Source organism: Streptomyces albus subsp. albus, from assembly GCF_000719865.1.
GTDB lineage: Bacteria > Actinomycetota > Actinomycetes > Streptomycetales > Streptomycetaceae > Streptomyces > Streptomyces albus_E.
Genome location: NZ_JOID01000016.1, coordinates 53,997 through 76,359 on the forward strand (window position 1 = coordinate 53,997; position 22,363 = coordinate 76,359).

Here is a 22,363-nt window from a genome sequence, read left to right on the forward strand (position 1 = left end):
CCCCAACCTCACCCGCCGTACGGGGCGCCCCGCCGCCCCGGTCCCCGTCCCGCACCCGGGCATCGGGACGGGGGCCGAACCTCCCACCGGTGCGGCGCGTTCCCTCAGTTGCCCGCGCGTCCGCGGACGCGGTCCGCGGGGCACCGGAAGCGGATCCGGCCCCGGCGCCGGTCCCCCGCCCAGTAGAGTTGCGCCGAATCGAGCAGTCCGAAGGAGCATTGAGCCCCATGAGACGCAGGGTGCCGCAGGTGGCGTCGGTCCTGTCGGCCACAGCACTGCTGACGCTGACGGGTTGCGTGACGGTGCACGGCGAACGCGCCGTGGTCCCGGCCGTGACGAAGGCCGAGGCGGCCACAGCACTCCAGCGGTTCACCGACGGCTACAACCAGGCCAACCGCGAACTCGACCCGGCCCTCGGCGCCCGTGTGGAGACCGGCGCGCTCCAGGCCATGGGGGAGGCCGACCTCAAGGCCCGCCGGGTGAAGAATCCCGACGGCCTGCCCGACTACCCGCCGCTCAAGCTGACCGACGCCCGCTTCGCCATCCCCCGGCAGGCGGGCTGGCCGAAGTTCTTCGTCGCCGACACCGACAGCAACCGGGACGACAACCGCTGGCTCATCGTCTTCACCCGGGGCGCGCTGGACGACCCGTGGAAGGCCGCGTATCTGTCGATCCTGAGCCGGGACGAGGTGCCGGAACTGGCGGTGGACGAGGACGGCTACGCCGAGCCGGTGACCGGCGGCCGGGGCTCCGGGCTGGTCACGGACCCCGCGAAGATCAGCAAGACGTACACCGACTACCTCGGTTCGGGCCGGGGGGATCTCTTCGCCGACGGCTACGCCACCTCCGGCCAACTGGCGTACCGCAAGCGGGAGAGCAAGACCCCCAAGTACTGGACGCAGTTCGCCGACCAGCCCGCGCGGCCGCCGCAGTACGGGACCGTGGCCCTGCGCACGGAGGACGGCGGGGCGCTCGCCTTCTTCGCGGCGCACCACACGCAGAAGCAGACGATGGCCGAGGGCTTCACCATCAACAAGGTCAACGATCAGAAGGCCAACGCCCTGCTGACCGGGAAGGCGGAGAAGAGCCTCACCCTGGTGCGGATATCGCAGTCGGCGGTGAGCATCCCCGCGAAGAAGGACGGCGGGAAGGTGGTCTTCCTCAACCGTCTGGAGGGCCTGACCGCAGCCCGGGGCGGCTGACCGCCACCGGGGCCGGGGGGCCGGCCGCCACCGTCAGGGGGACACCCGGCCGGCCGTCCCCCGGCGTCCACCCGCCGGACCGGTGCCGCTCAGCGACCCATGGGCCAGGCCGGGGCCTCCTGGCCCGCGCCCGCGCCGTCCGCGTACTGGGCGCAGGCGTCCGTCAGCGCCTCCAGCAGCGTCAGCGGGTCGGGCAGCGGCCGTTCCGGTCCGCGCAGCCAGCGCACCGAGCCGTCCGCGGGCAGCGCGGCGGGCGGTACGAGCACATAGCTGCCGCGGCAGTGCCAGCGCAGGCCCGGATGCTCGTCCATGGTCTCGGGATGGCAGTCCAGTTCACAGGGCCACCACTCGTCCTCGTCCTCGGGCTTGCCGCGGGTGGCCGTGAAGAAGAGCACCCGGCCGAGCGGTCCGCCGTCGCCGCTCTCCGCGACCGGGCCGACCTCCACCCCCTCGGCCTCCAGCCGCTCCAGCGCCTGGTGCCCGGCCTCGGCGGGGACGTCGAGCACGTCGTGGTCGATGCCGGTGGCGGTGATGAAGTTGGCCTGCGGACGGTCGTGCAGCAGCTTGCGGATCTTCTCGGCGTCGGTGGTCGCCTGCGTCTGCCAGGCGAAGGAGACGGGGTGCCGGCCGGGTGTGGGGCAGCCGATCCGGTCGCAGGAGCAGCCGTACCCTTCCGGGTACGCGGCCTCGGCCAGCGGGAAGCCCGCGGCCACGGCCGCCAGCAGCAGGTTCTCGCGGTCCGCGGCCGCCGCCTCGGCGGCCGTACGGCCCCGCGCCCCACCGCGCGGGCGGCGGCGCAGCCACTGGGAGAACCCTTTTTCGCGTTCCATCGATCCCCTTACCTCGACCGTTGCGCGGTCAATGCTGCCACTTTCCGGGGCCCGAAGTGGCCGGTGTTCACATCCGGGGCTCTCGGAGTTACCCGCCTTGTGGCTTGTCTTCACCCCTCATGTCCCGATATGCCGTTCCGCCACTGTCTTCATGCTCACAGCACCCGGCGAGCCGGGTGTCCGTCACACCGGCCTTTCCGTCACCGGCCGGGGGGAGCGAGCGCGCGCAGCACCATCTCGACGACGGTGTCCGCGAAGGCGTGGGTCAGGGGGCGGGTCCGCAGCATCCAGCGGTGGTGGAGCGGCCCGACGAGCAGTTCCAGCGCCACCCGCAGATCCGTGCCCTCCGCGATGTCCCCGGCCCGCTGGGCGCTGCGCAGCCGTTCCTCGTAGGCGGCGAGCTGCGGTTCGAGCACCTTGGCCGTCAACTCGGCGGCCAGCGCGGGGTCGTTCTGGCTCTCGGCGGCGAGCGCGCGGCTCGGCAGGTCGTACCTGGGGTCGTTCAGCTCGTCGACCGTGGCCCGCATGACCAGCTTGAGATCGGCCTCCAGATCACCCGTGTCGGGGAGGGCGATCCCGCCCGCGTCCTCGCTGAGCGCGAGGAAGGAGTCGAACAGCACCGCCGCCTTGGACGGCCACCAGCGGTAGATCGTCTGCTTGCCGACGCCCGCCCGGGCCGCGATCGCCTCGATGGTGAGTTTGCCGAACCCGGTCTCGGCGACCAGTTCGAGAGCGGCGTCGAGGATGGCGCGGCGGGAGCGTTCGCTGCGTCGGGAGGTCTGCGGGGTGCGGGGTTCGGCCATGGCGAGAATCTAGCAGTCGGGCGAGGCGGCATATTTCACCCCGAACCGCCTCGGGCGGCCGTTCCTTCGGTGTTCCGTCGGTGTTCCGTCAGTCCGCCTCGGGACCGGCTGGCCCCGGCGGCCAGGTGCCGCCCCAGGCGGTGTCGCGGGCCCGGCGGTAGTCGGCGCCGTGCCGCTTGGTGACCGTCACCCGGCGCAGGGCGCCCTCCGGCGTGCACAGGTCCAGCAGCACCTGCCCCTTGCGGATCTGCGGATGGCGCACGACGCGCGAGGCCGCGGGTGCGGCGGGCCCGTCCGCGCCGGCGCCGGCGGCCGGGGTCGGGCCGGGGGCCGGGGCCGGGGCCGGGAGGCGGGTGGCCGCCACGTAGGCGAACTTCTCGTCCTCGTACGGCAGGGAGCCGCCCTTGACCTGGCGGTGCAGCGAGGACCGGCCGACCCGGGCCGCGAAGTGGCACCAGTCCCGGCCCGGCTCGATCGGGCAGGCCGCGCCGTGCGGGCAGGGGGCGGCGATCCGCAGTCCGGCCGCGAGGAGCTGCTCACGGGCCTCGCGGAGCCGGAGATAGCCCTCCGGGGTGCCTGGTTCGACGAGGACCACGGCCTGCCCCGCGCGGGCCGCCTCGGCGACCACGGCACCGCGGTCCGCCGCGGTCAGCTCGCCCAGCACGTACGAGACCGTGACGAGGTCGGTCTCCGCCAGGCGCAGCCCGTCACCGATGGCCGCGCGCCGCCACTCCGCCGCGCGCGGACCGGCGGACCCGGCGGCGCCGGCCAGTTCGCGGCCGAGGGCGAGGGCCGGCTCGGCCCAGTCCAGCACGGTGGTGCGGCGGTTCCCGCCGGGCCAGTTCGCCTCGGCCGCCCAGACCGCGGCACCGGTGCCGCCGCCGATGTCGGTGTGGCTCGCCGGCTCCCAGCCGGGGGTGTTCGCGCGGAAGGCCGCGAGCGCGGAGACGACGGCCTCGAAGGTCGCGGGCATCCGGTAGGCGGCGTACGCGGCGACGTCCGGCCGGTCGCGCAGCACCGGGGCGTCGGTCGGGGTGCGTCCGCGGTAGGTGGCGATCAGCCGTTCGACGGCCCGCGCGGCCTGCCGGGGCGGCAGCCCGTCGAGCAGGCGCGCGAGCCCGGCCCGCAGATCGTCACCGACGGGGACGGCCTCGGCCGGCTCGGAGGGAGAGGCGTACATCCGGCCGATTTTAGGCGCTCGGAGGAACAGCCCGGACCACGGCGGGCGGACCGGCGGCCGGCACTCGGACGACCGGACACACGAGACGGACGCGCGCGCTGACGGCACGGACGGCACGGACGGCACGGACCGACCGGCCGAGCCGGTCCCCCGCCGTGTGGCCGGTGGTCCGGCCCGGCCGTCCGGCCCGGCTGGACACGACGCCCGGGCCGGACGGTGCGAGGCGGGTCCCGCGAGGCCCGTGGGCCGCCGGCCCCGCGCTCGCGGCCGGGCCGCGGGCCCCGCTCAGTGCCCGCCGCCCGGCCGGCCCGCCTTCCGTACCGCGCGGGCCAGCCGGGTCGCGGCGGCCGCGCGGGGGCCGTGGTCCACGGGACGGCGGCGCGGGTGAACGGTGTTCGCCAGCAGCACCAGGAAGGTGTCGGTGGCCCGGTCCAGCACCAGGCTCGGCCCCGTGAAGCCGGTCAGTCCGGCCGCGCCCCGCCCCGCCAGCTCCCCCATGAAGGCGGGCCGGTCGACCGCCAGGCCCAGCCCGGGCGGCGCCAGCAGCGCGTCCACGGACTCCGGGGCGAGGATCCGCGCGGTGCCGTACGCGCCGCCGCCGAGCAGCGCCCGGCACAGTACGGCGAGATCGGCCGCCGTGGAGAAGAGCCCGGCGTGGCCCGCGACGCCGCCCAGCGCGTGGGCGTTCTCGTCGTGGACGGTGCCGCGCAGCATGCCGCGGTCGAGCGGGGACCAGGGCCGCCGCTGATCCTCCGTCGCCGCGGCCTGCGTGTACGGGACGGGCCCGAAGGAGGTCGCGGCCATGCCCAGCGGCCGGGTGACGCCCTGGCGCAGACAGGCGTCGAGCGGACTGCCGGTGACGCGTTCCAGCAGCTCCTGGGCGACGAGCGCGCCGAGTTCCGAGTGCCGGCGCACCCGCCCGGGCGCGGACAGCGGGGGCTCGCGCCACACCATCGCGAGCTGCGCCGCGCGCCCCCGGGCCCGGTGCAGCGGAAGGCCCGGACGCAGTCCGGCGGTGTGCGCGAGGAGCTGCCGTACGGTGATGCCGGCCTTGCCGGCCGCGGCGAACTCCGGGACACGGTCGGCCACCGGCCCGTCCAGGTCGAGGGTGCCCCGCTCGGCCTGCTGGAGCACCGCGACGGCGGTGAACAGCTGGGTGAGCCCGGCCAGATCGAAGAGGGTGCCGGTCCGCACGGGCACCATGCGGGAGGGCGGCAGCGGGACGCCCAGGCCGGTCCGCTCGTCGTACGCGCCGTACCGGACGGCCCAGCCGGAGGTCTCCTCGACCGCGACGACCGGGCCGCGCCCGGCGACGACGGCGGCCCCGGCGCACCACGGCCGGCCGCCCGCGCAGCTCTCCCGGACCCCGGCGGCGAGGCGGCGTAACTCCTCCGGGTCCAGTCCGGCCCGCCCGGGGCTGCCCGGCCGCAGTCTGAGGCGGCTCAGCTCCCCGCTCCCTCCCGGCCCGCCGGCTTCTCCGGACGCTCCGGGCCCCTCTCCGGACCGCCCGCTCCCCCGCGGCACTCGGCCCGCTCCCGGGGCTCCGTCCGCTCCGGGTGCCCCGTCCGCTCCGGGTGCTCCGCGCTTCCCCGGTTCGCCGGCCCGGCCGCGGCCTCCTTCGCCGGCGCCGTCTCCCGGCGCCGCCACGGGCGGCACAGCAGCAGGAAGGACGCGACGGCCGCCAGCGCGCAGACCAGCTGGACGACCGCCATCGGCACGGCCGTGTCCTCGCCCGCGATGCCGACCAGGGGCGAGGCCACGGCCCCGGCGAGGAAGGTGCTCGTGCCCAGCAGCGCGGAGGCGGAACCGGCGGCGTGCGGGGTCCGCATCAGCGCCTGGGCGTTGGTGTTGGGCATCGCCAGGCCCATCGCGGACATCAGGACGAACAGCGCGGACGCCACCGGCACCAGCCCCACCGCCCCGAACACCCCGCTCGTCATGAGCAGCAGGGCGGCCGCGGCCGCGGTGATGACGGCGAGGCCGAAGGCGAGCACCTTGTCCAGGCTGACCCGTCCGACGAGGATCCTGCCGTTGATCTGGCTGACGCCGATCAGGCCGATGGAGTTGATCCCGAACAGGAGGCTGAAGGTCTGCGGGGAGGCGCCGTAGATCTCCTGGACGACGAAGGCGGAGGCGGCGACGTACGCGAAGAGGGCGGCGAAGGCGAAGCTGCTGGTGAGCGTGTAGCCGGTGAAGACGCGGTCGCCGAGGAGCCCGCGCATGGTGCGGAGGGTGCCGCCGAGGGCCGCCCCGCCGTGCCGCCGCTCCGGCGGGAGGGTCTCGCCCAGCCACCGCCAGGCGGCGAAGGTGATCGCCGTGCCGATCAGGGTGAGGACGACGAACACCCCGCGCCAGTCGGTGATCCGCAGCACCTGCCCGCCGATCACGGGCGCGATGATCGGGGCGACCCCGGAGATCAGCATCAGGGTGGAGAAGAAGCGGGCCATCGCGTTGCCGTCGTAGAGATCGCGCACGACGGCACGGGCGATCACGATGCCCGCCGAGCCGGCCAGCCCCTGCACCAGCCGGAGGGCGATGAGCGCCCCGGAGCCGGGCGCGAGCGCGCAGAGGGCGGTGGCGATCACGTAGACGACCATGCCGGTGAGCAGCGGGCGGCGGCGCCCCCAGCGGTCGCTCATCGGGCCGAGGACCAGCTGGCCGAGCGCCAGGCCCGTCAGGCAGGCGGTGAGGGTGAGCTGGACCGTGGCCGCGGAGCTGCCGAGGGAACGGCCGACCTCCGGCAGCGCCGGGAGGTACATGTCCATGGAGAGCGGCGGGACGGCGGTCATACCGCCGAGGATCAGGGTGACCAGCAGACTCGTCCGCCGCTGTCCGGCCGCCGCCGTGCCGCGCCCGCCGCCGGCGCGGCGGGCGGGACGGGACCGCTGCCCCGGTATGAGCCGGTCACCGGCCGGGCCGCTCTTCCGCATAAGCCTCTCCATCACTGTTGAAATCGCTCCCATATCCTCTCAGCATCAGCGGGGCCGATATCAGGCGGGGATGGTCATGGATCAGATCAAGTGGGGCATTCTGGCAACGGGTGGGATCGCTTCCACCTTCACCGAGCAGCTGCGGAAGCTGCCGGACGCGGAGGTCGTGGCCGTGGCCTCCCGCAGCGCGGGACCGGCCGAGGCCTTCGCGGAACGCTTCGGCATCCCCCGGGCGTACGGGAGTTGGGCCGAACTCGCCGGGGACCCCGGCGTGGACGTGGTGTACGTGGCGACGCCGCACGCCGCGCACCGGGCGGCGGCCGGGCTCTGCCTGGAGGCGGGGCGCGCGGTGCTCTGCGAGAAGCCGTTCACGCTGAACGCGGCCGAGGCCGCGGAGCTGGTGGCGCTGGCCCGCTCCCGCGGCCGCTTCCTGATGGAGGCCATGTGGACGTACTGCAATCCCGTGGTGCTGGAGATGCTGCGGCTGGTGCGGGACGGCGCGATCGGCGAGGTCCGGGCGGTCCACGCCGACTTCGGCATCACCGGCCCGTTCGACGCCGGCCACCGGATGCGCGACCCGGCGCAGGGCGGCGGCGCGCTCCTCGATCTCGGCGTCTACCCGGTGGCGTTCGCGCAGCTGCTGCTGGGCGAGCCGGACGACGTCCAGGCGCGGGCGGAGCTCACCCCGGAGGGCGTGGACGCCAACACGGGCATTCTGCTGGGCTGGGACTCGGGCGCGGTGGGGATGCTGAGCTGTTCGATGACCGCGGACACCCCGATGACGGCGGCCGTGACCGGGACGGCCGGGCGGATCGAGTTCCCGCGCGGCTTCTTCGACCCGCGGCAGTGCGTGCTGCACCGGCCGGGCCGCGAGCCGGAGGAGATCACCGCAACGAGCGAGCACAGCGGGATGCAGCACGAGGCGGCCGAGGTCATGCGCTGTCTGCGGGCGGGTGAGACGGAGTCCCCGCTGGTGCCGCTGGACGGGACGCTGGCCGTGATGCGCACGCTGGACGCGGTGCGCGAGCGGATCGGCGTCCGCTACCCGGGCGAGAAATGAACGGGGCGGCGGCGGGGAGGAGTTCACGGTCCCCTTCCCGCCGCCGCGCCGTGGCGGCCCGTCCCGCCCGGGAGCCGGCGGGACGGGCCGGAGGCCGGGGCAGGACGGCCCGGGCCACGCGGCCGGGTCACGCGCCCCGGGCGGTCAGACCTTCCGCAGCCCCGGGTCGCCCGCCTCGGTGACGAAGGACGCCGCCGTGCCGATCGGCGCCCCCGGGGTCGTCACCGCGGGGAGAGTGCGGAAGTCCGCGCGGGCCTTCTCCCCGTCGAGCGTGACGGTGACGTAGCCGCGCCGCCCGTTGTAGAAGCGCATGTGCGGGTTGGCGTCCATGTAGCGCCGGTAGTTGGCCGGCTGGTCCGCGCCGTCACCGCCACTGCTGACGGAGGTGGCGACGAACTCCGTGCCGACCGTGCGGGAGTCCGAACGGTCGAAGTCCCGCTTGATGTCGAACGCGTAGCCGACGTGCACGTCCCCGGTGAGGACGACGAGGTTCTCCACCCCGGCCGACTCCGCCCCGGCCAGCACCCGCTCGCGCGAGGCGGGGTAGCCGTCCCAGGCGTCCATGCTGACCGTGTAGTCGTCGGTGGAGTTGCTGCGCCGCCGGGAGAAGGTGACCTGCTGCGGTATGACGTTCCAGCGGGCCCGCGAGGCGCGCCAGCCGCTCAGCAGCCAGCGCTCCTGGGCGGTGCCGGTGATGGTGCGCGAGGGGTCCTCGGACTCGGGCCCGGGGGTCTTCCAGCCGTCCCCGTAGGCCTGGTCGGAGCGGTACTGGCGGGTGTCGAGGATGTCGAACTGCGCCAGCTTGCCGAACGCCAGCCGCCGGTAGAGCCGCATGTCGGCGCCGTTGGGGCGCTGGGGGGCGCGCAGCGGAAGGTTCTCCCAGTACGCGCGGTAGGCGGCGGCGCGGCGGATCAGGAACTCCTCCGGCGGCACGCCGTTCTCGGGGATGCCGCCCGCGTAGTTGTTCTCGGTCTCGTGGTCGTCCCAGGTGACGACGAAGGGGTGCGCGGCGTGCGCGGCGATCAGGTCCGGGTCGGACTTGTAGAGGCCGTAGCGCATCCGGTAGTCGTCGAGGCTGACGGTCTCCCGGTTGAAGTGGGCGGGCAGGGTGCGGCCGCCGGTGTAGGCGCGGGCGCCGCCCGCGGCGTTCACGGCGTACTCGTAGAGGTAGTCGCCGAGGTGGAAGACAACGTCCAGCTCCTCCTCCGCGAGGTGCCGGAGGGCGGTGAAGTAGCCCTGGTGGTAGGCCTGGCAGGAGACGGCGGCCAGCTTGAGGTCCGCGATCCGGGCGCCGGCGGCGGGCGCGGTGCGGGTGCGGCCGGCCGGGCTGACGTAGTCCCCGGCGCGGAAGCGGAACCAGTACACCCGGTCCGGTTCGAGGCCGTCCGCCTCGATGTGCAGGGCGTGGTTGTACTCGGGGTGCGCCGTGGCCGTGCCGCGCCGGGCGATCCGGGTGAACCGCTCGTCGCGCGCCACCTCCCAGGAGACCTCGACTCTGGCCTCCGGCATCCCGCCGTCGGGTGTGTACGGCTCGGGGGCGAGCCGCGTCCACAGCAGGGCGGAGCCGGGCCGGGGATCGCCGGACGCGACCCCGAGGGTGAACGGATCGGACGCGAGCGCCCGGCGGGCGTCCAGCTCCGCGGCCTGCGAGCTGCCCGGCAGATTGGTGGCGAAGGCGAGCGCGGCGGCGGCTCCGGTCACGGTGAGGAAGCGGCGGCGGCCGAGGTGCGCGGCGGCGGCCCGGAGTTCCCGCTCGTGGAACGTGGACGTCATGTGGCCCTCCCCTGACGTGGGTTGGTGTCGGGAAGACAGTGGCGGCGGGGAACGGCGGGCCGTTGTCGTGTGCACAACGCACACATGGCCGTCGGATGAGCTTCGCCCCCGACTGGGGCGATCGGCCGCATTACGTCCGGCGGGGGCCTCGCCGGGGCGGCGGGGAGCGGACCGCTCTCCGCCCGGGGCGGGAGGCGGGGCGGCCGGCGCGGCGCGTAGAAGGGCACGGCGCCGGGTGCACGGGAGGCACGGCGGGTACGGGCACGGCGGCGGTTGTACGGAAGGTGCGGCGGGCACGGCCCCGCCCCCGTCGCGCGGAGGGAGGAGGTGTGCGACCGGGGGCGGAGCGAAGCGGGCCGCTGGGCGGGGGGCGGCGACCCGTGATCCGAGTGAACCGCGCATCGCGGACAAAAGACAGGGTGTGCGCACGGAAAAATCTGTGCGCGTGCTTCACACCCCGTGTGCGGACCACCGGAAGTCCGGATCCGGCGGAACTCCAGCCTCGGCACCCGCGGGACCGGCGCAGCGCGAGTCACCCGTTATGCCTGTTTCATTCCGCTTGCCCCGGTTGCTCATCCGCCACCGCGCGGCTCGGCGGACGGCACCCGGCGGGCCCGGGCCGCCCCGGCGGCGCGGGGGTCCCGCTCCGGTCGCGCCGGAGTCCCGGCCCACGCAGGACGGCCCCGGCCCGGGTGAATCCCCGGGCCGGGGCCATGACGACGGACGAGTCGGCCTGTACGCCGGGTTCTGTCTCCCGGGGGCCTTGCGGCCCGCGGGGAGGCGGTCATCCATCTGGGACCGGTGTCACCACCGGCCTCGTGCGGTCTACCCGCGGACTCGGGCGGGCAGCCCTCGGTCGTCCGCGCAGGGCCGTCCGGAGACAGCCCCTCTTGACCTTGCTCCGGGTGGGGTTTACCGAGCCGTCCGGGTCACCCCGGACGCTGGTGGTCTCTTACACCACCGTTTCACCCTTACCGGGTGCCTCGCGGCCCCGGCGGTCTGCTTTCTGTGGCACTTTCCCGCGGGTCACCCCGGGTGGGTGTTACCCACCACCCTGCCCTGTGGAGCCCGGACGTTCCTCGGCGGGACCCCGGAAAGGGCCCCGACGCGACCGCCCGGCCGGCTCGTCCGCCGTGACGGCCATGCTACCCGCCGGTGCGCGGCGGCCGTGCCGCGCGGGGCGGTCGGCCGCGGGGCGGGCCACGCGGCCGGTCCGTTCGCCGAGGGGTCGTTGTCAGACCCCCCTCCTACTGTGTGCCCGTGACCGGAGAAGCCGGTCCGAAACGGTGTCCGGGTACGGCGTGAGGTGAGCCTCGGTGAGTGATCTCGTAGCAGCGTGCGGAACGTCCGGTACGGCGACGGCCGGGGAGGCGGCGGGGCCCGGCGGGCCCGGGCCCGAGGAACGGCTGGAGCGGTACCGGGTGGAGCTGACCGGCTACTGCTACCGGATGCTGGGCTCGGCGTTCGACGCCGAGGACGCCGTCCAGGAGGTCATGGTCCGCGCCTGGAAGGGCCTCGGCCGCTTCGAGGGCCGCGCGTCGCTCCGCACCTGGCTCTACCGCATCGCCACCAACGTCTGCCTGGACCTGCTGAAGGGGAACAACCGCCGCGCCCGCCCCATGGACCTCTCCTCCCCCCAGCCCGCGAGCACCCCGCTCCCCGAGGCCCTGCCGGAGAGCGCCTGGGTCGAGCCGGCCCCCGACGGCCGGGTTCTGCCGTCCGGCGGCGACCCGGCCGAAGTGGCGGTGGCGAGGGACTCGGTCCGGCTGGCCTTCGTGGCGGCGCTCCAGCACCTGCCGCCCCGGCAGCGGGCCGTGCTGATCCTCCGGGAGGTGCTGGCCTGGAAGGCGAGCGAGGTCGCCGAGCTCCTGGACACCACGGTCGCCTCGGTCAACAGCGCTCTGCAGCGGGCCCGTTCGACCATCGAGGCCACCGGGGCGGACACCGCCGAGACGGTCCGCCCCCTGGACGAGGAGCAGCGCGCCCTGCTGGAGCGCTATGTCGACGCCTTCCAGCGCTACGACCTCGACGCGCTGACCACCCTGCTCCACGAGGACGCGCGGCTGTCCATGCCGCCGTACCCGCTGTGGCTGCGCGGTCACGCCGAGATCCGCGCCTGGATGCTGGGCACCGGCATCGGCTGCCGCGGCTCCCGGCTGCTCCCCGTCACCGCCAACGGCTGCCCCGCCTTCGGCCAGTACCGCCCCGCCGCCGACGGTCACGGATATGAACCCTGGGCGCTCCAGGTCCTGGAGATCTCAGACGGCCGGATCACCGGGCTCAACGCCTTCCTCGACACCCCGCACCTCTTCCCCCTCTTCGGCCTGCCCCCGCGGCTGGGCCCCGACGGCAATGCCCTGGTCCCCGACAACGCCGTCCAGGCCGAGGAGACGGAGGAGGCACCGCAGCTCGGGGTGGGCGTTCCGCAGCCGTAAGCGGCATCCGAGCCGCCGGGCGGTGAGCCGGAGCCGCGCGAGGGCTTCCACGGTCGCCAGATCGGGCCGGGTGACGGCACCGGCATCGCAGACGACCGCGAACGGTTCGCCGCGGCCGGGGACGTCACCGGTCTCCTCGCGCCGCTCCAACAGGGCGCGCAACCGCTCACAGAGAGCGGCCACCTCGCCGGGGGCGACGGTGCCGGGAAGTGTCAGCACGACCGTGCCCAGAGGGTCGCCGGGGGCGGGAGAGCGCGGTCTGCCGGGTGGCGGCACCTCTTGGGAGGGCGCGGCCGGTGATTCGTCGGAACGGGGCATCGCCGTCCTCCTGTCGCGGGCTTCACAGGAGAGACAGACGTTCGGACCGCGCGGAACTCATCGGAAGCCGCCCCGGCCCCGGCACGGCGGGAGCGGCATTCAGGCACTCAAACGAACTCGCCCGTTTCGAGGTCGAAGGAGAAGGGGGCGGGGAGGGCGATCGGCTTGCCGTAGGGAACCGTTGAGGTGTGCCGGTACTCCCCGCCCTCCGGCTCGCTGAAGAGCGTCACCGAACCATTCTGGCGGTCGATGAGCAGGTAGAGCGGGATGCTCCCCAGCGCGTAACAGAGGCGCTTGGCCCGGCGATCACGATCCGGGTTCGTCGAAGTCACCTCGACCACCATGGCCACCCCCCGGCAGGGCATCCACGGCTCGGCTCCCCGGAAAAGCCGCAGCTCCTTCGGCGCGAACGTCCCGTCCGGAATGACGTGATTCCTCACGCTGAGGGAGTTCCGCGGGATGGCCAGCCCTTTGTTGCCCGAGAACTGCATGGGTGTCGCCGACCGGATGTACACCTGCTCCGCGATGGAGCTGATGTGTTCCTCGTGATCCCCGTCGGGCGGCGGCGTCACAACAATGTCCCCCTCGATCAGCTCGGCCCGGTAGCCTTCCGGCGTGTCCAGGGCCAAGAAGCCCTCCAGCAGGCGTTCTTCCTGCGTGAGCGGCTCGTGTTCATGTGCCATGGCGCTCATGTCACGCACCTTCCCGGTCTCGCCGCCACGGTAGGGAGCGGAGGGGGCCGCATCGTGTTCACCTGCCGGTAGTCGTCCTCTCCCGGCTCGCTGAGGAGCGTCACGGAGTTCTTCTCCCGGTCGGCCAGGAGGTAGAGCGGGATGCCACCCCGCGCATAGCAGTGGCGCTTGGCCGTGCGGTCGCGGTCGGCTCGGGTCGAGGTCACCTCGACGACCATCGCGACCTCGTCACACGGCATCCACGCTCCCGCGTCGTCGAAGAGGCCCACACGGGCCTCGGCGAAGGTGAGATCCGGGATGACGTGGTTCTTCACGCACTGTCCGCCACGGGGCACCGCGAGCCCCTTGTTGCCGGATACATCCATGTCCACGGCGGAGTGCCGCGCCACCTGCCTGATGATCCGGCTGATGTTCGCCTCATGGGCCCCCTCCGGTGGCGGCGTCACAACGATTTCCCCCTCGATCAGCTCGGCCCGGAAGCCTTCCGGCGTGTCCAGGGCCAAGAAGCCCTCCAGCAGGACTTCTTCCTGCGTGAGCGGCTCGTGTTCATGTGCCATGGCGCTCATGTCACGCACCTTCCCGGTCTCGCCGCCACGGTAGGGAGCGGAGGGGGCCGCATCGTGCCAACGGCTACCGCGTCTACGCGCTGCGGGACGCGGTGCGGCTCGCCCGGATACGGCGGCTGACGGAACTGGGGCTCGGCCTGGACGAGGTGCGGGACGTCCTCGCGGACGACGCGGGCCGGGAGCTGCACGAGGTGCTGGAGGAGCTGGACGCCGATCTGGCACGGCAGGAGGAGGCGATCCGCGCCCGGCGGGAGCGGCTGGGGGTGCTGCTGCGGCAGGCCCGGGAGGGCGGTGGTCTCCCGCCGGAGGGGCCGGTCTCCCCGGAGCTGGGAGCCCTGTTCGAGGAGATGGCCCGGCTGTCCGCGGGACTGCCGGGCCCGGAGCCCCGCATGGCCGCCATGGACCGGGAGGTGCTGGCGCTCCTGGAAACCGTCGGCTCCGGCCCGGAGGAACGGCGCCGGCTGTCGGAGCTGGTCCGGGAGATGGCGGCGGCCCCGCGGGTGGCCGAGCGCGCCTACGAGGTGTACGCGCTGCTGGACGAACTGGCGGAGGCCGACCCGGCGGATCCGCGGGTGGAGCGGGCCGCGCGAGCACTGGCCGACTGCGTCCCCGGCGAGGCGATATCCGCGCTCATGGCGGCGGAGGAAGCCGGGAGCACCGGCGCGCACGGAACCGTCGGCCGCCCGTCCGAGGGCTTCCGGGCCGCCCTCTTCGAGAGTTTCGGCCCGGCCCAGGCGGCGGCACTGCGCCGTGCGATGAGTCTTCTCAGCGAGCGGAAGGAGCGGACATGAACGGGGACGGCACCGGTGGAGCGGCGGCTCCGGTCACGGCGGGAGCGGACGGCGGCCGCCCCTCCCGGTGGCGGCGGTGGGGTGTCGGCGCCGTCGTGGTGGGCGAGTTGACGGTGCTGGTGTGCCTCGCCTCCGGGGCGCGGTTTCCGTGGCCGGTGGTGCTCGTCGCCGAAGCGCTGGCTTTCACCGCGCTCACCACGGGGGTGATCATGGCGGCCCGCCGCTACCGGCGGGCCCGTCGCGCCGGCGAGGAGCGCGGTCCCGCCCTGCGCCGGGCCGTACGGGAGGGGATGCCTCCGCTCGTACGGCGGCTGATCGCGCACGAGGCGCGGGCGATGGTGAGTCTCGTGCTCTGGGCGGCCCGGCGGAGACACGGGGTGGGCCCGGGCGCCCGGGCCGCCGGCTACGCCCGGTGCCAGGCTCCGATGATGTTCCTGCTGACGCTCGCCTCCGTCATCGAGACGGTGGTGCCGGCGCTCGTCATTCCCTGGCCCGTCGTCCACGCGGTTCTCCTCGTGCTGGGGCTGTACGGAGTGCTGATGGTGGTGGCTCTGCACGCCTCCTGCGTCACCCGCCCTCATGTCGTCGGTGCGGACGGTTCGCTTCGCATCCGTTATGGCGCGCTCTTCGACCTGCGGATACCGGCGGAGCTGATCGCCTCGGCCCGGTACGAGCGGCGGTACACGGACGGCCGGCTGCTGCGGGTGGACGAGGCCGGCGCCCTCGATCTGGCCGTGGACAGCCAGACCTCCGTCACGGTCGAGCTGACGGCGCCCGTGACGGCCGTGCGGCCGCTCGGCAAGCCGGTCCGGGCCCAGCTCATACGGTTCCACGCCGACGATCCGCGGGCCGCGGTGGACGCGCTCCGGCGGAAGCACGTCGCGGAGGGTGAGCGGTCGGCCGTGCCCGCGGCTCCGGGCACGGCCTCGGCCCCGGCTCCGCCGGTGGCCGGGACGCCCGCCGGCTCCCCTGCCCCCTTCTCCGGCTCCGGCTCCGGCTCCGGCTCCGGCGGCTCCGGGTGAGGCTGGGGCTGGGAGGCAGCGGGGGGCGATGACGGGCAGTGTGCCCGGAACGGGATACGACCGACGCCGAACCGATTCCCGGCCGAGGTGCGAACGGAGGGTGACTCGGGGCAGGCTTGCGGCATGGACTACATACGCCTCGAAGCGTGGGTCGGCGGGGAATGGCTCGCGGTGGAGGCCGTCAGCGTGACCGACGGGGAGTCCGAGGGCGAGTCCTTGTCCCTGTCCTTCGCCCCGCAGCGGACGGAGTCCGGCTACCGGACGCTGATCTGGGAGCCCCTCGAGTGCTTCCTCCGGGAGTACCGGGACGAGCCCATCGTGCTCGTCCCGGCGGGCAACCGGCTTCCGGTGATGTTCGGGCCCGGGGCGGCCGGGCCCTTCCGGCTCGGCAGGACGTCCGAGGGCTGACCCGCGCGCGGGCGGCGGTCGGCTCCCGGTGGCCGCTCCGGCTCCATGGGGGCCGACCCCCGTTTCGCCTGCCCCCTTCCCCGCCCGTCGCTGCCTTCCCCGCCCGTCCTTCCCTGTGGTCCGGCCCGGGTTCGGCCTCTGGGCGAGCCGCAGGCGCCCCGGGCCCGGTCCGGCTGCCGGGCCCGGTTCCGGGCCCCTGGCAGAAGTCGTCGGCGCGGGTTCTAAGCTCGGACCGGAGCCGGCTGTTCCGCGGCACGGATCCCGGCCCGTTCCGTCACCGTCCGTATCCGCCCCGCTGCCGTCCACCCCCGCTTCCGTCCGCCCCGCGAGGAGTTCCGTCGTGCTCGTGCTGTTGCCGCCGTCCGAAGGCAAGGCCGCCGGGGGGTCCGGCGACCCGCTGGACCTGGAGGCGCTGTCGCTGCCGGGGCTCTCCGCTGCGCGGGATGAGGTGCTGCGCGAGCTGGTGGCCCTGTGCGAGGCGGACGAGGAGAAGGCGCGCACGGTCCTCGGGATCGGTGAGGGGCTGCGGGGCGAGGTCGCGAAGAACGCCGCTCTGCTCACGGCCGGCACCCGGCCGGCGGGCGAGATCTACACGGGGGTGCTCTACGACGCCCTGGACCTCGCCTCCCTCGACGCCGCCGCCCGCGCCCGGGCGGAGCGGACGCTGCTGGTGTTCTCCGGGCTGTGGGGCGCGGTGCGGACCGGCGACCGGATACCGTCCTACCGCTGCTCGATGGGCGTGAAGCTGCCCGGCCTCGGCGCCCTGGGGGCCTACTGGCGCGGCCCGATGGCGGAAGTGCTGCCGGAGGCGGCCGGTGAGGGCCTGGTGCTGGACCTCCGCTCGGCGGCGTATGCCACGGCATGGAAACCGAAGGGCGCGGTGGCGGAGCGGACCGCGACGGTCCGGGTGCTGCACTCGAAGATCGTGAACGGGGTGGAGAAGCGCTCCGTGGTGAGCCATTTCAACAAGGCCACCAAGGGCAGGATCGTCCGGGACCTGCTGGTCGCCGGCGTGGAGCCCGCGCATCCGGCCGAACTGGCCGACGCGCTGCGCGAGCTGGGCCACACCGTCGAAGTGCGGCCGGCACCGAAGACCGGCAGGGCCGGCAAGTCCTGGGCTCTGGACGTGATCGTCACCGACGTCCGCTGAGGGATACGTCGGCGGCGGTGATGCCGCCCGGTTCCGTCCGGTCCCGCCCGGTTCCGTCGGGCCACCGGGGCGGGGCGGCACCGGTGGCGACATCGAGCGGCAGCAGGACCCGCTCGGGCCGGCCCGACGGCGAGCCGGCCGGCTCTCCGGCAGGAACGGAACCCGCCAGGAACGGGATCGACAGAGGTGCCTCCCGGGAGAACGGGCCCCCGGGGCCTGCCGGCCCCGGACGGGTCCGCCCCGCGGGGGCCCCGGGGGTGGCCGGTCCCGGCCCCGGCGGGCCCGGGGCGGCGGGTCAGCGGAGGTGGCCGGTGTCGTTGAGCAGGCGCAGCGAGGCGTTGCCGTCCGCGTAGTACGCCACCACCGACAGGGAGGCCGGGGACAGCTCCATGCGGAAGAGCGACTCCGGGGGTGCCCCGAGCGCCAGCCGGACCAGTGTCTTCACCGGCGTGACGTGGGTGACGAGCAGCACGGTGCGGCCCGCGTGGCGGGCGATGAGTTTGTCCCGGGAAAGGGCCACCCGGCGGGCGACCGTCGCGAAACTCTCCCCGCCGCCCGTGGGCTCGGCACGGGGCGAGGTGAGCCAGGCGTCGAGGTCGTCGGGGTAGCGGTCGCGCACCTCGGCGAAGGACAGGCCTTCCCAGGCCCCGAAGTCCGTCTCGCGCAGGCCCTCGTCGACCCGGATGTCCAGGCCCGTCCGGGCCGCCACGAGCTCCGCGGTCTCGCGGCAGCGGCGCAGCGGGGAGCTGACGATCGCCTGGACGGTGCCGCGTGCGGCGAGCACCGCCGCCGTGGCCTCGGCCTGCCGACGGCCGGCCGGGGACAGCCCGGGATCGGTGCCGCCGCTTCCGGAGAAGCGCTTCTCCGGGGTGAGGGCGGTCTCGCCGTGGCGCAGCAGGACGAAGGTGGCGGGGGCGCCGAGGTCGGCGGGGGCGGCCCAGCCGGGCGGTGGGACGGCGGGCGCGGCGGCCCGGCCGGCCGGCGCGGGGCCTCCGGCCCGTTCGGACAGCCGTTCCAGCTCGTCCAGTTCGTCCGGTTCGGCGGAGTCGGCGACGGCCTCCGGCCGGGGCCCGGCGTCGAGGGCGGCCGTGGAGAGCGACGGCTTCCAGCGTTCGCCGCGCTTGCCCGCGTCCATCGCCTCGTTGGCGAGCCGGTCGGCGTGCTTGTTCTTCTCCCGGGGGATCCAGGTGTAGCTGACCTGCCCGGGGGTGGGGAATATCGTCTTGGCCTCGGCCGCCAGGGGCCGCATGTCCGGGTGCTTGATCTTCCAACGGCCGGACATCTGCTCGACGACGAGCTTGGAGTCCATCCGCACCTGGATCTCGGCCTCCGGGTCCAGGGCGCGCGCCGCCCGCAGACCGGCGATCAGACCCCGGTACTCGGCCACGTTGTTGGTGGCCGTGCCGATGAACTCGGCCGCCTCGGCGAGGGGTTCGCCGGTGGCCGCGTCCAGCACGACCGCACCGTACCCGGCGGGGCCCGGATTGCCCCGGGAGCCGCCGTCGGCCTCGACGATGAAGCGCCGCTTGCGTCCGCTCATCGCCCCTACAGACCCGAGTCGGGCGTGCGGACCAGGATGCGGCCGCAGTTCTCGCAGCGCAGCACCTGGTCGGGCGCCGCGGCGCGGACGTCGTTGACCTCGGTGATGTTGAGCTCCAGCCGGCAGCCCTCGCAGCGCCGCTGGTGGAGCCGGGCCGCGCCGACCCCGCCCTGCTGGACGCGGAGCTTCTCGTAGAGCTTCATCAGATCGACGGGCACGGAGGCGGAGACGACCTCGCGCTCCTTGGTGATGCTCGCGACCTCCTGGTCGAGCTCGGTCACGGCGTTGTCCCGGCGCGTGGCGGCGTCGGCGAGCTTGGCCTCCACGGACTCGACGCGTCCGGCGAGTTCCCGGGCGCGCTCCTGCGCGGACTCGCGGCGCTCCATGATCTCCAGGACGACGTCCTCCAGGTCGCCCTGGCGCTTGGCGAGGGAGACGATCTCGTGCTGGAGGTTCTCCAGGTCCTTGGGGGAGGTCACGGCACCGGAGTCGAGCCGCTGCTGGTTCCGGGCGGCGCGCTGGCGCACCTGGTCGACGTCCTGCTCCGCCTTGGTCTGCTCGCGGGCGGTGTCGCTCTCCTCGGTCTGGGCGGCGACGAGCAGGTCGCGCAGTTGCGCGAGGTCGGCTTCGAGGGTCTGGATCTCGGCGTGCTCGGGCAGCGTCCTGCGCTTGTGCGCGAGCTGCGAGAGCCGGACGTCGAGGGCCTGGACGTCGAGAAGGCGGATCTGGTCGGCGGGCTCGGCGTTCAGTTCGGGGCTCCCGGGATGTCGGTGAAGGGATCGGCGGACGCCGCGTGGGCGGTCCAGGGGTCGGTGACCGTACGGGAGACGTGGGTGCGCAGGTCCCACCCGTTCCGGTCGGAGATCTCGTCGAGCTGGGCGGCGGCCTGCTCGGTCCAGGGCCACTCGGTGGCCCAGTGCGCGGCGTCCAGCAGCGCCGGCCCGTGCCCGGAGTGCAACGCGTGTTCGCGCGCCTCGGACGCCGGGTGGTGCCGCAGGTCGGCGGTGAGGTACGCGTCGGCGCCCGCGCGCCGCACGTCGGCGAAGAGGCTGTCGCCGGAGCCGCCGCAGACCGCGACGGTACGGATCAGGCGGCCGGGGTCGCCGGCGACGCGGATGCCCTGCGCCGTGGCGGGCAGCCGGGCCGCCGCCCGGTCGGCGAGGGCGGCGAGGGTCTCCGGCTCGTCGAGTTCGCAGATCCGGCCGAGGCCGCGGCGGCCCTCGGGATCGGCCGGATCGGGCACGAGCGGGCCGGTGATCCTCAGGTCCAACGCGCCGGCGAGGGCGTCGGAGACACCGGGGTCGGCGCGGTCGGCGTTGGTGTGGGCGACGTGCAGCGCCACGGACCCGCGGATCAGGGTGTGCACGACGCGGCCCTTGAAGGTGGTCGCGGCGACCGTCGTCGTCCCGCGCAGATAGAGCGGGTGGTGGGTGACGAGCAGATCGGCGCCGAGCCGCACGGCCTCGTCGGCGACCTCCTGCACGGGGTCGACGGCGAACAGCACGCGCCGGACGGGAGCGTCGGGGTCACCGCAGACGGTGCCGACGGCGTCCCACTCCTCGGCCCGCCCGGGGGGCCAGAGGGCGTCGAGCGCGGCGATGACTTCAGACAGTGCGGGCACGGGCAAAGGCTACCCGCACCCGGACCCGGCAGACCCGCCCCGGGCCCCGGCCCGGGCTCTCCGGGCCATCCCCCCGGCGGGCCGGCCGGTGCCCCGCCGACCGGGGCCCGGCCGCGGGGTGCCCCCGCGGTCCGGTGACGTGGGAAGCCCTCGCCGCCCGTCCCGCCGGTCACCCCGCCGGCCGCCCGGAAGCGGGCCGTATCCGCGCGACCGGCGGGGGCGGCAGCACATCCGTGCCCCTCCGCTCAGCCGGTTCGGGGGAACGCCACCCGTACGCATGAAGCACCCCGGCTCCATGGGGTCGTTCCGGCCGGCGAAACCCAGTATCGGTAGCCGGAGGTGACCGAATATGACGGCTTGTGTCCTGGAGACCGCCGTGGACGACGACACGGCACCGGCAAGACCCCCGGCCCCCGCTCCGGCGGGGGCCCCGGCGCTCACCATCGCCGCGGACGGCTCGTACGCCGCGCGGCTGCGGCCCGGCCCCGACGGCGGCCTGCTCACCGAGCGGTGGACCCTGAACGGCCCCGAGCCCTATGCCGTGCGGCTGCCCGGCGCCCGCCCGGAGGCACCGGACAGCGAGGTACTGCCGCTCGCGGACGGGCGGGTGCTGATCCGCCGCCGCCTTGAGGGCCGGCACGCGCTGGCGCTGCTCTACCCGGCCGGCCCCGGCACGGGTGAGCAGCCCGCCGGCTTCGTCGGCCGCGAGCGGCTGCGGCTGCTCCCGCCCGCGCCGGACGGCGTCACCGTCTACGCGCTGGCGCCCGGCGAGCGGACCACGGAGCTGTGGCGCGTCCACGGCTGCTCCGACGGGCCGGAGCGCGTCACCGAGATCCCCGGGCACTGCTCGGGCGGCGCCTGGCTCGACCGCGGAGGTCACCTGCTGGCCCTGGACCGGACGGTAGACGGCCGCACGAAGACGATCAGCGTCCAGGTGGGGCGCGGCGGCGAGACGAGCCCGCTGCTCCGGATCACGGAGGACAGCGACGACCGGCTGCTGCTCGCCGACCCGGACAGCGGTCTGCTGCTGCTGCGGTCGAACGCGCCGGGCCGGGAGCGGCTGGGCTGGGGCGTGCTCGGCAGCGCCCGCCCGGCGCGCTTCCCCGGCGCGCTGCTGTACGGGGCCGGCGGGCCGGTCCGCCCCGGCCGGACCGATGCGGACGGCGTCGGCGGTGAAAGCGGCATGGGCGGCGCGGACGGTGCGAGCGGCACGGACGGTGCGAGCGGCACGGGCGGCGGGAACGCCGGGGAGGGCCGCACCGGGAGCGGCGGCGGAGAAGCCGTGGCGGCCTGGCCGGGACCGGTCCCCTTCGCGGTGCAGCCCGGCCAGGTGCTGCTGCCCGAACAGTGCGGGGTGGCCCTGCGGATCGACGGTCCGGACGGCCCCCGGGTGGGCGTGTGGCGGCCGGCCGAGGGCCGGTTGCGGCTGCTCACGGCGCCGGAGGGCTGGCTGCCGGGCACCGGGCTGTGGACGGCGGACGGCGAACTCCGGCTCCCGTACGCGACGGCGGACGTGCCCTGCGGTCTGGCCCGGGTGCCCCTGCCCGCCACCGCACCGCTCCTCCGCCCGGCGCGGCTGCCCAGGATGGCGTTCCGGATGATCCCCAGGAGAGACCTCCGGGCGGCGGCGGCAAGGGCTGCGGAGGCACTGCCGGGAGCGGGCACCGCACCACCGGCCGCACCACCGGCCGCACCACCGGCCGCACCACCGTCCTCGCCACTCGCCACACCGCCGGCCGGAACACCGGCCGGAGCGGACGGCGCACCGGCGGGGGAGCCCGCGCCACCGCTCGGCGCAGCCGGCGAACAGCACCTCGGCGGCTCTTCAACAGCGGTGCGCGCAACGCCCGTTGGGCTGTTCCGCAGGGCGACTCGGCCCGGCCCCGGACCGGTTCCCCTCCGGGAGATGCCCACGGCGTGTCCCGGCACCTCCGGATGAGCGCCGGAGAGCCTCGGCGATAGACTCCCGGCGGGGGTCGGCGCCCGTCCACGACCGGTGCGCCGCAGGGGACTTGGCATGGCCGGCGGGTGCCGCATGCCGT

Annotated in this window: 19 protein-coding genes, 1 other RNA gene and 1 pseudogene; 8 read left to right on the forward strand and 13 right to left on the reverse strand. The window is 74.9% G+C overall.

The window, feature by feature from the left end; genetic code table 11:
* Positions 1-227: 227 nt before the first annotated feature.
* Complete coding sequence (locus tag IF83_RS0117575) at positions 228-1,202, forward strand: SCO2278 family lipoprotein (protein WP_030545155.1); 975 nt, start codon at positions 228-230, stop codon at positions 1,200-1,202.
* A gap of 89 nt (positions 1,203-1,291) precedes the next feature.
* Here the strand turns inward: IF83_RS0117575 and IF83_RS0117580 are convergent, their stop codons facing one another.
* The 5 genes from IF83_RS0117580 to IF83_RS0117605 form a co-directional block, all read right to left on the reverse strand.
* Positions 1,292-2,032 (reverse strand): bifunctional DNA primase/polymerase, encoded by a 741-nt coding sequence (locus IF83_RS0117580; RefSeq protein ID WP_030545156.1) that lies wholly within the window; start codon positions 2,030-2,032, stop codon positions 1,292-1,294.
* A 200-nt stretch (positions 2,033-2,232) separates the two neighbouring features.
* On the reverse strand, positions 2,233-2,835 hold the full coding sequence (locus tag IF83_RS0117585) for a TetR/AcrR family transcriptional regulator (RefSeq protein ID WP_030545157.1): 603 nt from the start codon (positions 2,833-2,835) through the stop codon (positions 2,233-2,235).
* 88 nt (positions 2,836-2,923) lie between these two features.
* Positions 2,924-4,015, reverse strand: a complete 1,092-nt coding sequence (locus IF83_RS0117590) for a small ribosomal subunit Rsm22 family protein (protein WP_030545158.1) — start codon at positions 4,013-4,015, stop codon at positions 2,924-2,926.
* Positions 4,016-4,300: 285 nt separating this feature from the next.
* Positions 4,301-5,461, reverse strand: a complete 1,161-nt coding sequence (locus IF83_RS0117595; protein WP_051722914.1) for a serine hydrolase domain-containing protein — start codon at positions 5,459-5,461, stop codon at positions 4,301-4,303.
* Entirely contained in the window at positions 5,458-6,804 is a 1,347-nt protein-coding gene (locus IF83_RS0117605; RefSeq protein ID WP_107046806.1) for a multidrug effflux MFS transporter, read from the reverse strand. Before IF83_RS0117605 ends, IF83_RS0117595 begins: the two co-directional genes overlap by 4 nt.
* Positions 6,805-7,021: 217 nt before the next feature.
* Here IF83_RS0117605 and IF83_RS0117610 point away from each other — a divergent pair, with 217 nt between their 5' ends.
* The gene (locus IF83_RS0117610) at positions 7,022-8,005 is read left to right on the forward strand and encodes a Gfo/Idh/MocA family protein (RefSeq protein ID WP_394297336.1); all 984 of its coding nucleotides are present in this window, start codon (positions 7,022-7,024) and stop codon (positions 8,003-8,005) included.
* Positions 8,006-8,149: 144 nt separating this feature from the next.
* Here IF83_RS0117610 and IF83_RS0117615 read toward each other — a convergent pair whose 3' ends face one another.
* Together IF83_RS0117615 and rnpB are read right to left on the reverse strand one after the other, a co-directional pair.
* Entirely contained in the window at positions 8,150-9,778 is a 1,629-nt protein-coding gene (locus IF83_RS0117615; protein WP_030545161.1) for an alkaline phosphatase D family protein, read from the reverse strand.
* 720 nt (positions 9,779-10,498) lie between these two features.
* Positions 10,499-10,905: RNase P RNA component class A (gene rnpB, locus IF83_RS31270), an RNA gene on the reverse strand.
* 189 nt (positions 10,906-11,094) lie between these two features.
* Here rnpB and IF83_RS0117620 point away from each other — a divergent pair.
* Positions 11,095-12,213 carry a sigma-70 family RNA polymerase sigma factor gene (locus IF83_RS0117620; RefSeq protein ID WP_078843567.1) on the forward strand — a complete coding sequence of 373 codons (1,119 nt, stop codon included), beginning with the start codon at positions 11,095-11,097 and terminating at the stop codon, positions 12,211-12,213.
* Here the strand turns inward: IF83_RS0117620 and IF83_RS34815 are convergent.
* From IF83_RS34815 to IF83_RS0117635, 3 genes and pseudogenes are all read right to left on the reverse strand, one after another.
* A pseudogene (locus IF83_RS34815) lies at positions 12,205-12,531 on the reverse strand (STAS domain-containing protein); the annotation flags it as partial. The gene IF83_RS0117620 and the pseudogene IF83_RS34815 overlap by 9 nt on opposite strands.
* Before the next feature lie 107 nt (positions 12,532-12,638).
* Positions 12,639-13,223 (reverse strand): Uma2 family endonuclease, encoded by a 585-nt coding sequence (locus IF83_RS0117630; protein WP_030545164.1) that lies wholly within the window; start codon positions 13,221-13,223, stop codon positions 12,639-12,641.
* On the reverse strand, positions 13,220-13,789 hold the full coding sequence (locus IF83_RS0117635; RefSeq protein WP_030545650.1) for a Uma2 family endonuclease: 570 nt from the start codon (positions 13,787-13,789) through the stop codon (positions 13,220-13,222). The genes IF83_RS0117630 and IF83_RS0117635 overlap by 4 nt, the downstream gene beginning before the upstream one ends.
* Before the next feature lie 92 nt (positions 13,790-13,881).
* On the opposite strand from IF83_RS0117635, the gene IF83_RS0117640 reads away from it, so the two are divergent.
* The 4 genes from IF83_RS0117640 to yaaA all read left to right on the forward strand — a co-directional run bounded on the left by IF83_RS0117640 (position 13,882) and on the right by yaaA (position 17,160).
* Positions 13,882-14,580 carry a MerR family transcriptional regulator gene (locus IF83_RS0117640; protein ID WP_051722874.1) on the forward strand — a complete coding sequence of 233 codons (699 nt, stop codon included), beginning with the start codon at positions 13,882-13,884 and terminating at the stop codon, positions 14,578-14,580.
* The gene (locus tag IF83_RS33195) at positions 14,577-15,602 is read left to right on the forward strand and encodes a hypothetical protein (RefSeq protein ID WP_208605893.1); all 1,026 of its coding nucleotides are present in this window, start codon (positions 14,577-14,579) and stop codon (positions 15,600-15,602) included. The genes IF83_RS0117640 and IF83_RS33195 overlap by 4 nt, the downstream gene beginning before the upstream one ends.
* A gap of 123 nt (positions 15,603-15,725) precedes the next feature.
* Positions 15,726-16,010 (forward strand): hypothetical protein, encoded by a 285-nt coding sequence (locus IF83_RS33200; protein ID WP_030545167.1) that lies wholly within the window; start codon positions 15,726-15,728, stop codon positions 16,008-16,010.
* Between the two features lie 340 nt (positions 16,011-16,350).
* Complete coding sequence (yaaA, locus tag IF83_RS0117655; RefSeq protein ID WP_030545168.1) at positions 16,351-17,160, forward strand: peroxide stress protein YaaA; 810 nt, start codon at positions 16,351-16,353, stop codon at positions 17,158-17,160.
* A gap of 295 nt (positions 17,161-17,455) precedes the next feature.
* Here the strand turns inward: yaaA and IF83_RS0117660 are convergent, their stop codons facing one another.
* Genes IF83_RS0117660 through IF83_RS0117670 form a run of 3 tightly spaced genes read right to left on the reverse strand, consistent with a single transcriptional unit; the run spans position 17,456 to position 20,321 of the window.
* Complete coding sequence (locus tag IF83_RS0117660) at positions 17,456-18,700, reverse strand: bifunctional RNase H/acid phosphatase (protein ID WP_030545169.1); 1,245 nt, start codon at positions 18,698-18,700, stop codon at positions 17,456-17,458.
* A 5-nt stretch (positions 18,701-18,705) separates the two neighbouring features.
* Entirely contained in the window at positions 18,706-19,449 is a 744-nt protein-coding gene (locus tag IF83_RS0117665; RefSeq protein WP_208605904.1) for a zinc ribbon domain-containing protein, read from the reverse strand.
* Positions 19,446-20,321 (reverse strand): Nif3-like dinuclear metal center hexameric protein, encoded by an 876-nt coding sequence (locus IF83_RS0117670; protein ID WP_030545171.1) that lies wholly within the window; start codon positions 20,319-20,321, stop codon positions 19,446-19,448. Before IF83_RS0117670 ends, IF83_RS0117665 begins: the two co-directional genes overlap by 4 nt.
* Positions 20,322-20,670: 349 nt before the next feature.
* Here IF83_RS0117670 and IF83_RS34820 point away from each other — a divergent pair, with 349 nt between their 5' ends.
* Positions 20,671-22,260, forward strand: coding sequence for a hypothetical protein (locus IF83_RS34820; protein WP_051722875.1), 1,590 nt, complete (start codon positions 20,671-20,673; stop codon positions 22,258-22,260).
* Positions 22,261-22,363: the final 103 nt, after the last annotated feature.

Coding starts and splice junctions, on each gene's coding strand:
- IF83_RS0117575 (WP_030545155.1), top strand. CDS start 228: ATGAGACGCAGGGTGCCGCAGGTGGCGTCGGTCCTGTCGGCCACAGCA.
- IF83_RS0117580 (WP_030545156.1), bottom strand. CDS start 2,032: ATGGAACGCGAAAAAGGGTTCTCCCAGTGGCTGCGCCGCCGCCCGCGC.
- IF83_RS0117585 (WP_030545157.1), bottom strand. CDS start 2,835: ATGGCCGAACCCCGCACCCCGCAGACCTCCCGACGCAGCGAACGCTCC.
- IF83_RS0117590 (WP_030545158.1), bottom strand. CDS start 4,015: ATGTACGCCTCTCCCTCCGAGCCGGCCGAGGCCGTCCCCGTCGGTGAC.
- IF83_RS0117605 (WP_107046806.1), bottom strand. CDS start 6,804: ATGACCGCCGTCCCGCCGCTCTCCATGGACATGTACCTCCCGGCGCTG.
- IF83_RS0117610 (WP_394297336.1), top strand. CDS start 7,022: ATGGATCAGATCAAGTGGGGCATTCTGGCAACGGGTGGGATCGCTTCC.
- IF83_RS0117615 (WP_030545161.1), bottom strand. CDS start 9,778: ATGACGTCCACGTTCCACGAGCGGGAACTCCGGGCCGCCGCCGCGCAC.
- IF83_RS0117630 (WP_030545164.1), bottom strand. CDS start 13,223: ATGAGCGCCATGGCACATGAACACGAGCCGCTCACGCAGGAAGAACGC.
- IF83_RS0117635 (WP_030545650.1), bottom strand. CDS start 13,789: ATGAGCGCCATGGCACATGAACACGAGCCGCTCACGCAGGAAGAAGTC.
- IF83_RS33195 (WP_208605893.1), top strand. CDS start 14,577: ATGAACGGGGACGGCACCGGTGGAGCGGCGGCTCCGGTCACGGCGGGA.
- IF83_RS33200 (WP_030545167.1), top strand. CDS start 15,726: ATGGACTACATACGCCTCGAAGCGTGGGTCGGCGGGGAATGGCTCGCG.
- IF83_RS0117660 (WP_030545169.1), bottom strand. CDS start 18,700: ATGAGCGGACGCAAGCGGCGCTTCATCGTCGAGGCCGACGGCGGCTCC.
- IF83_RS34820 (WP_051722875.1), top strand. CDS start 20,671: ATGACGGCTTGTGTCCTGGAGACCGCCGTGGACGACGACACGGCACCG.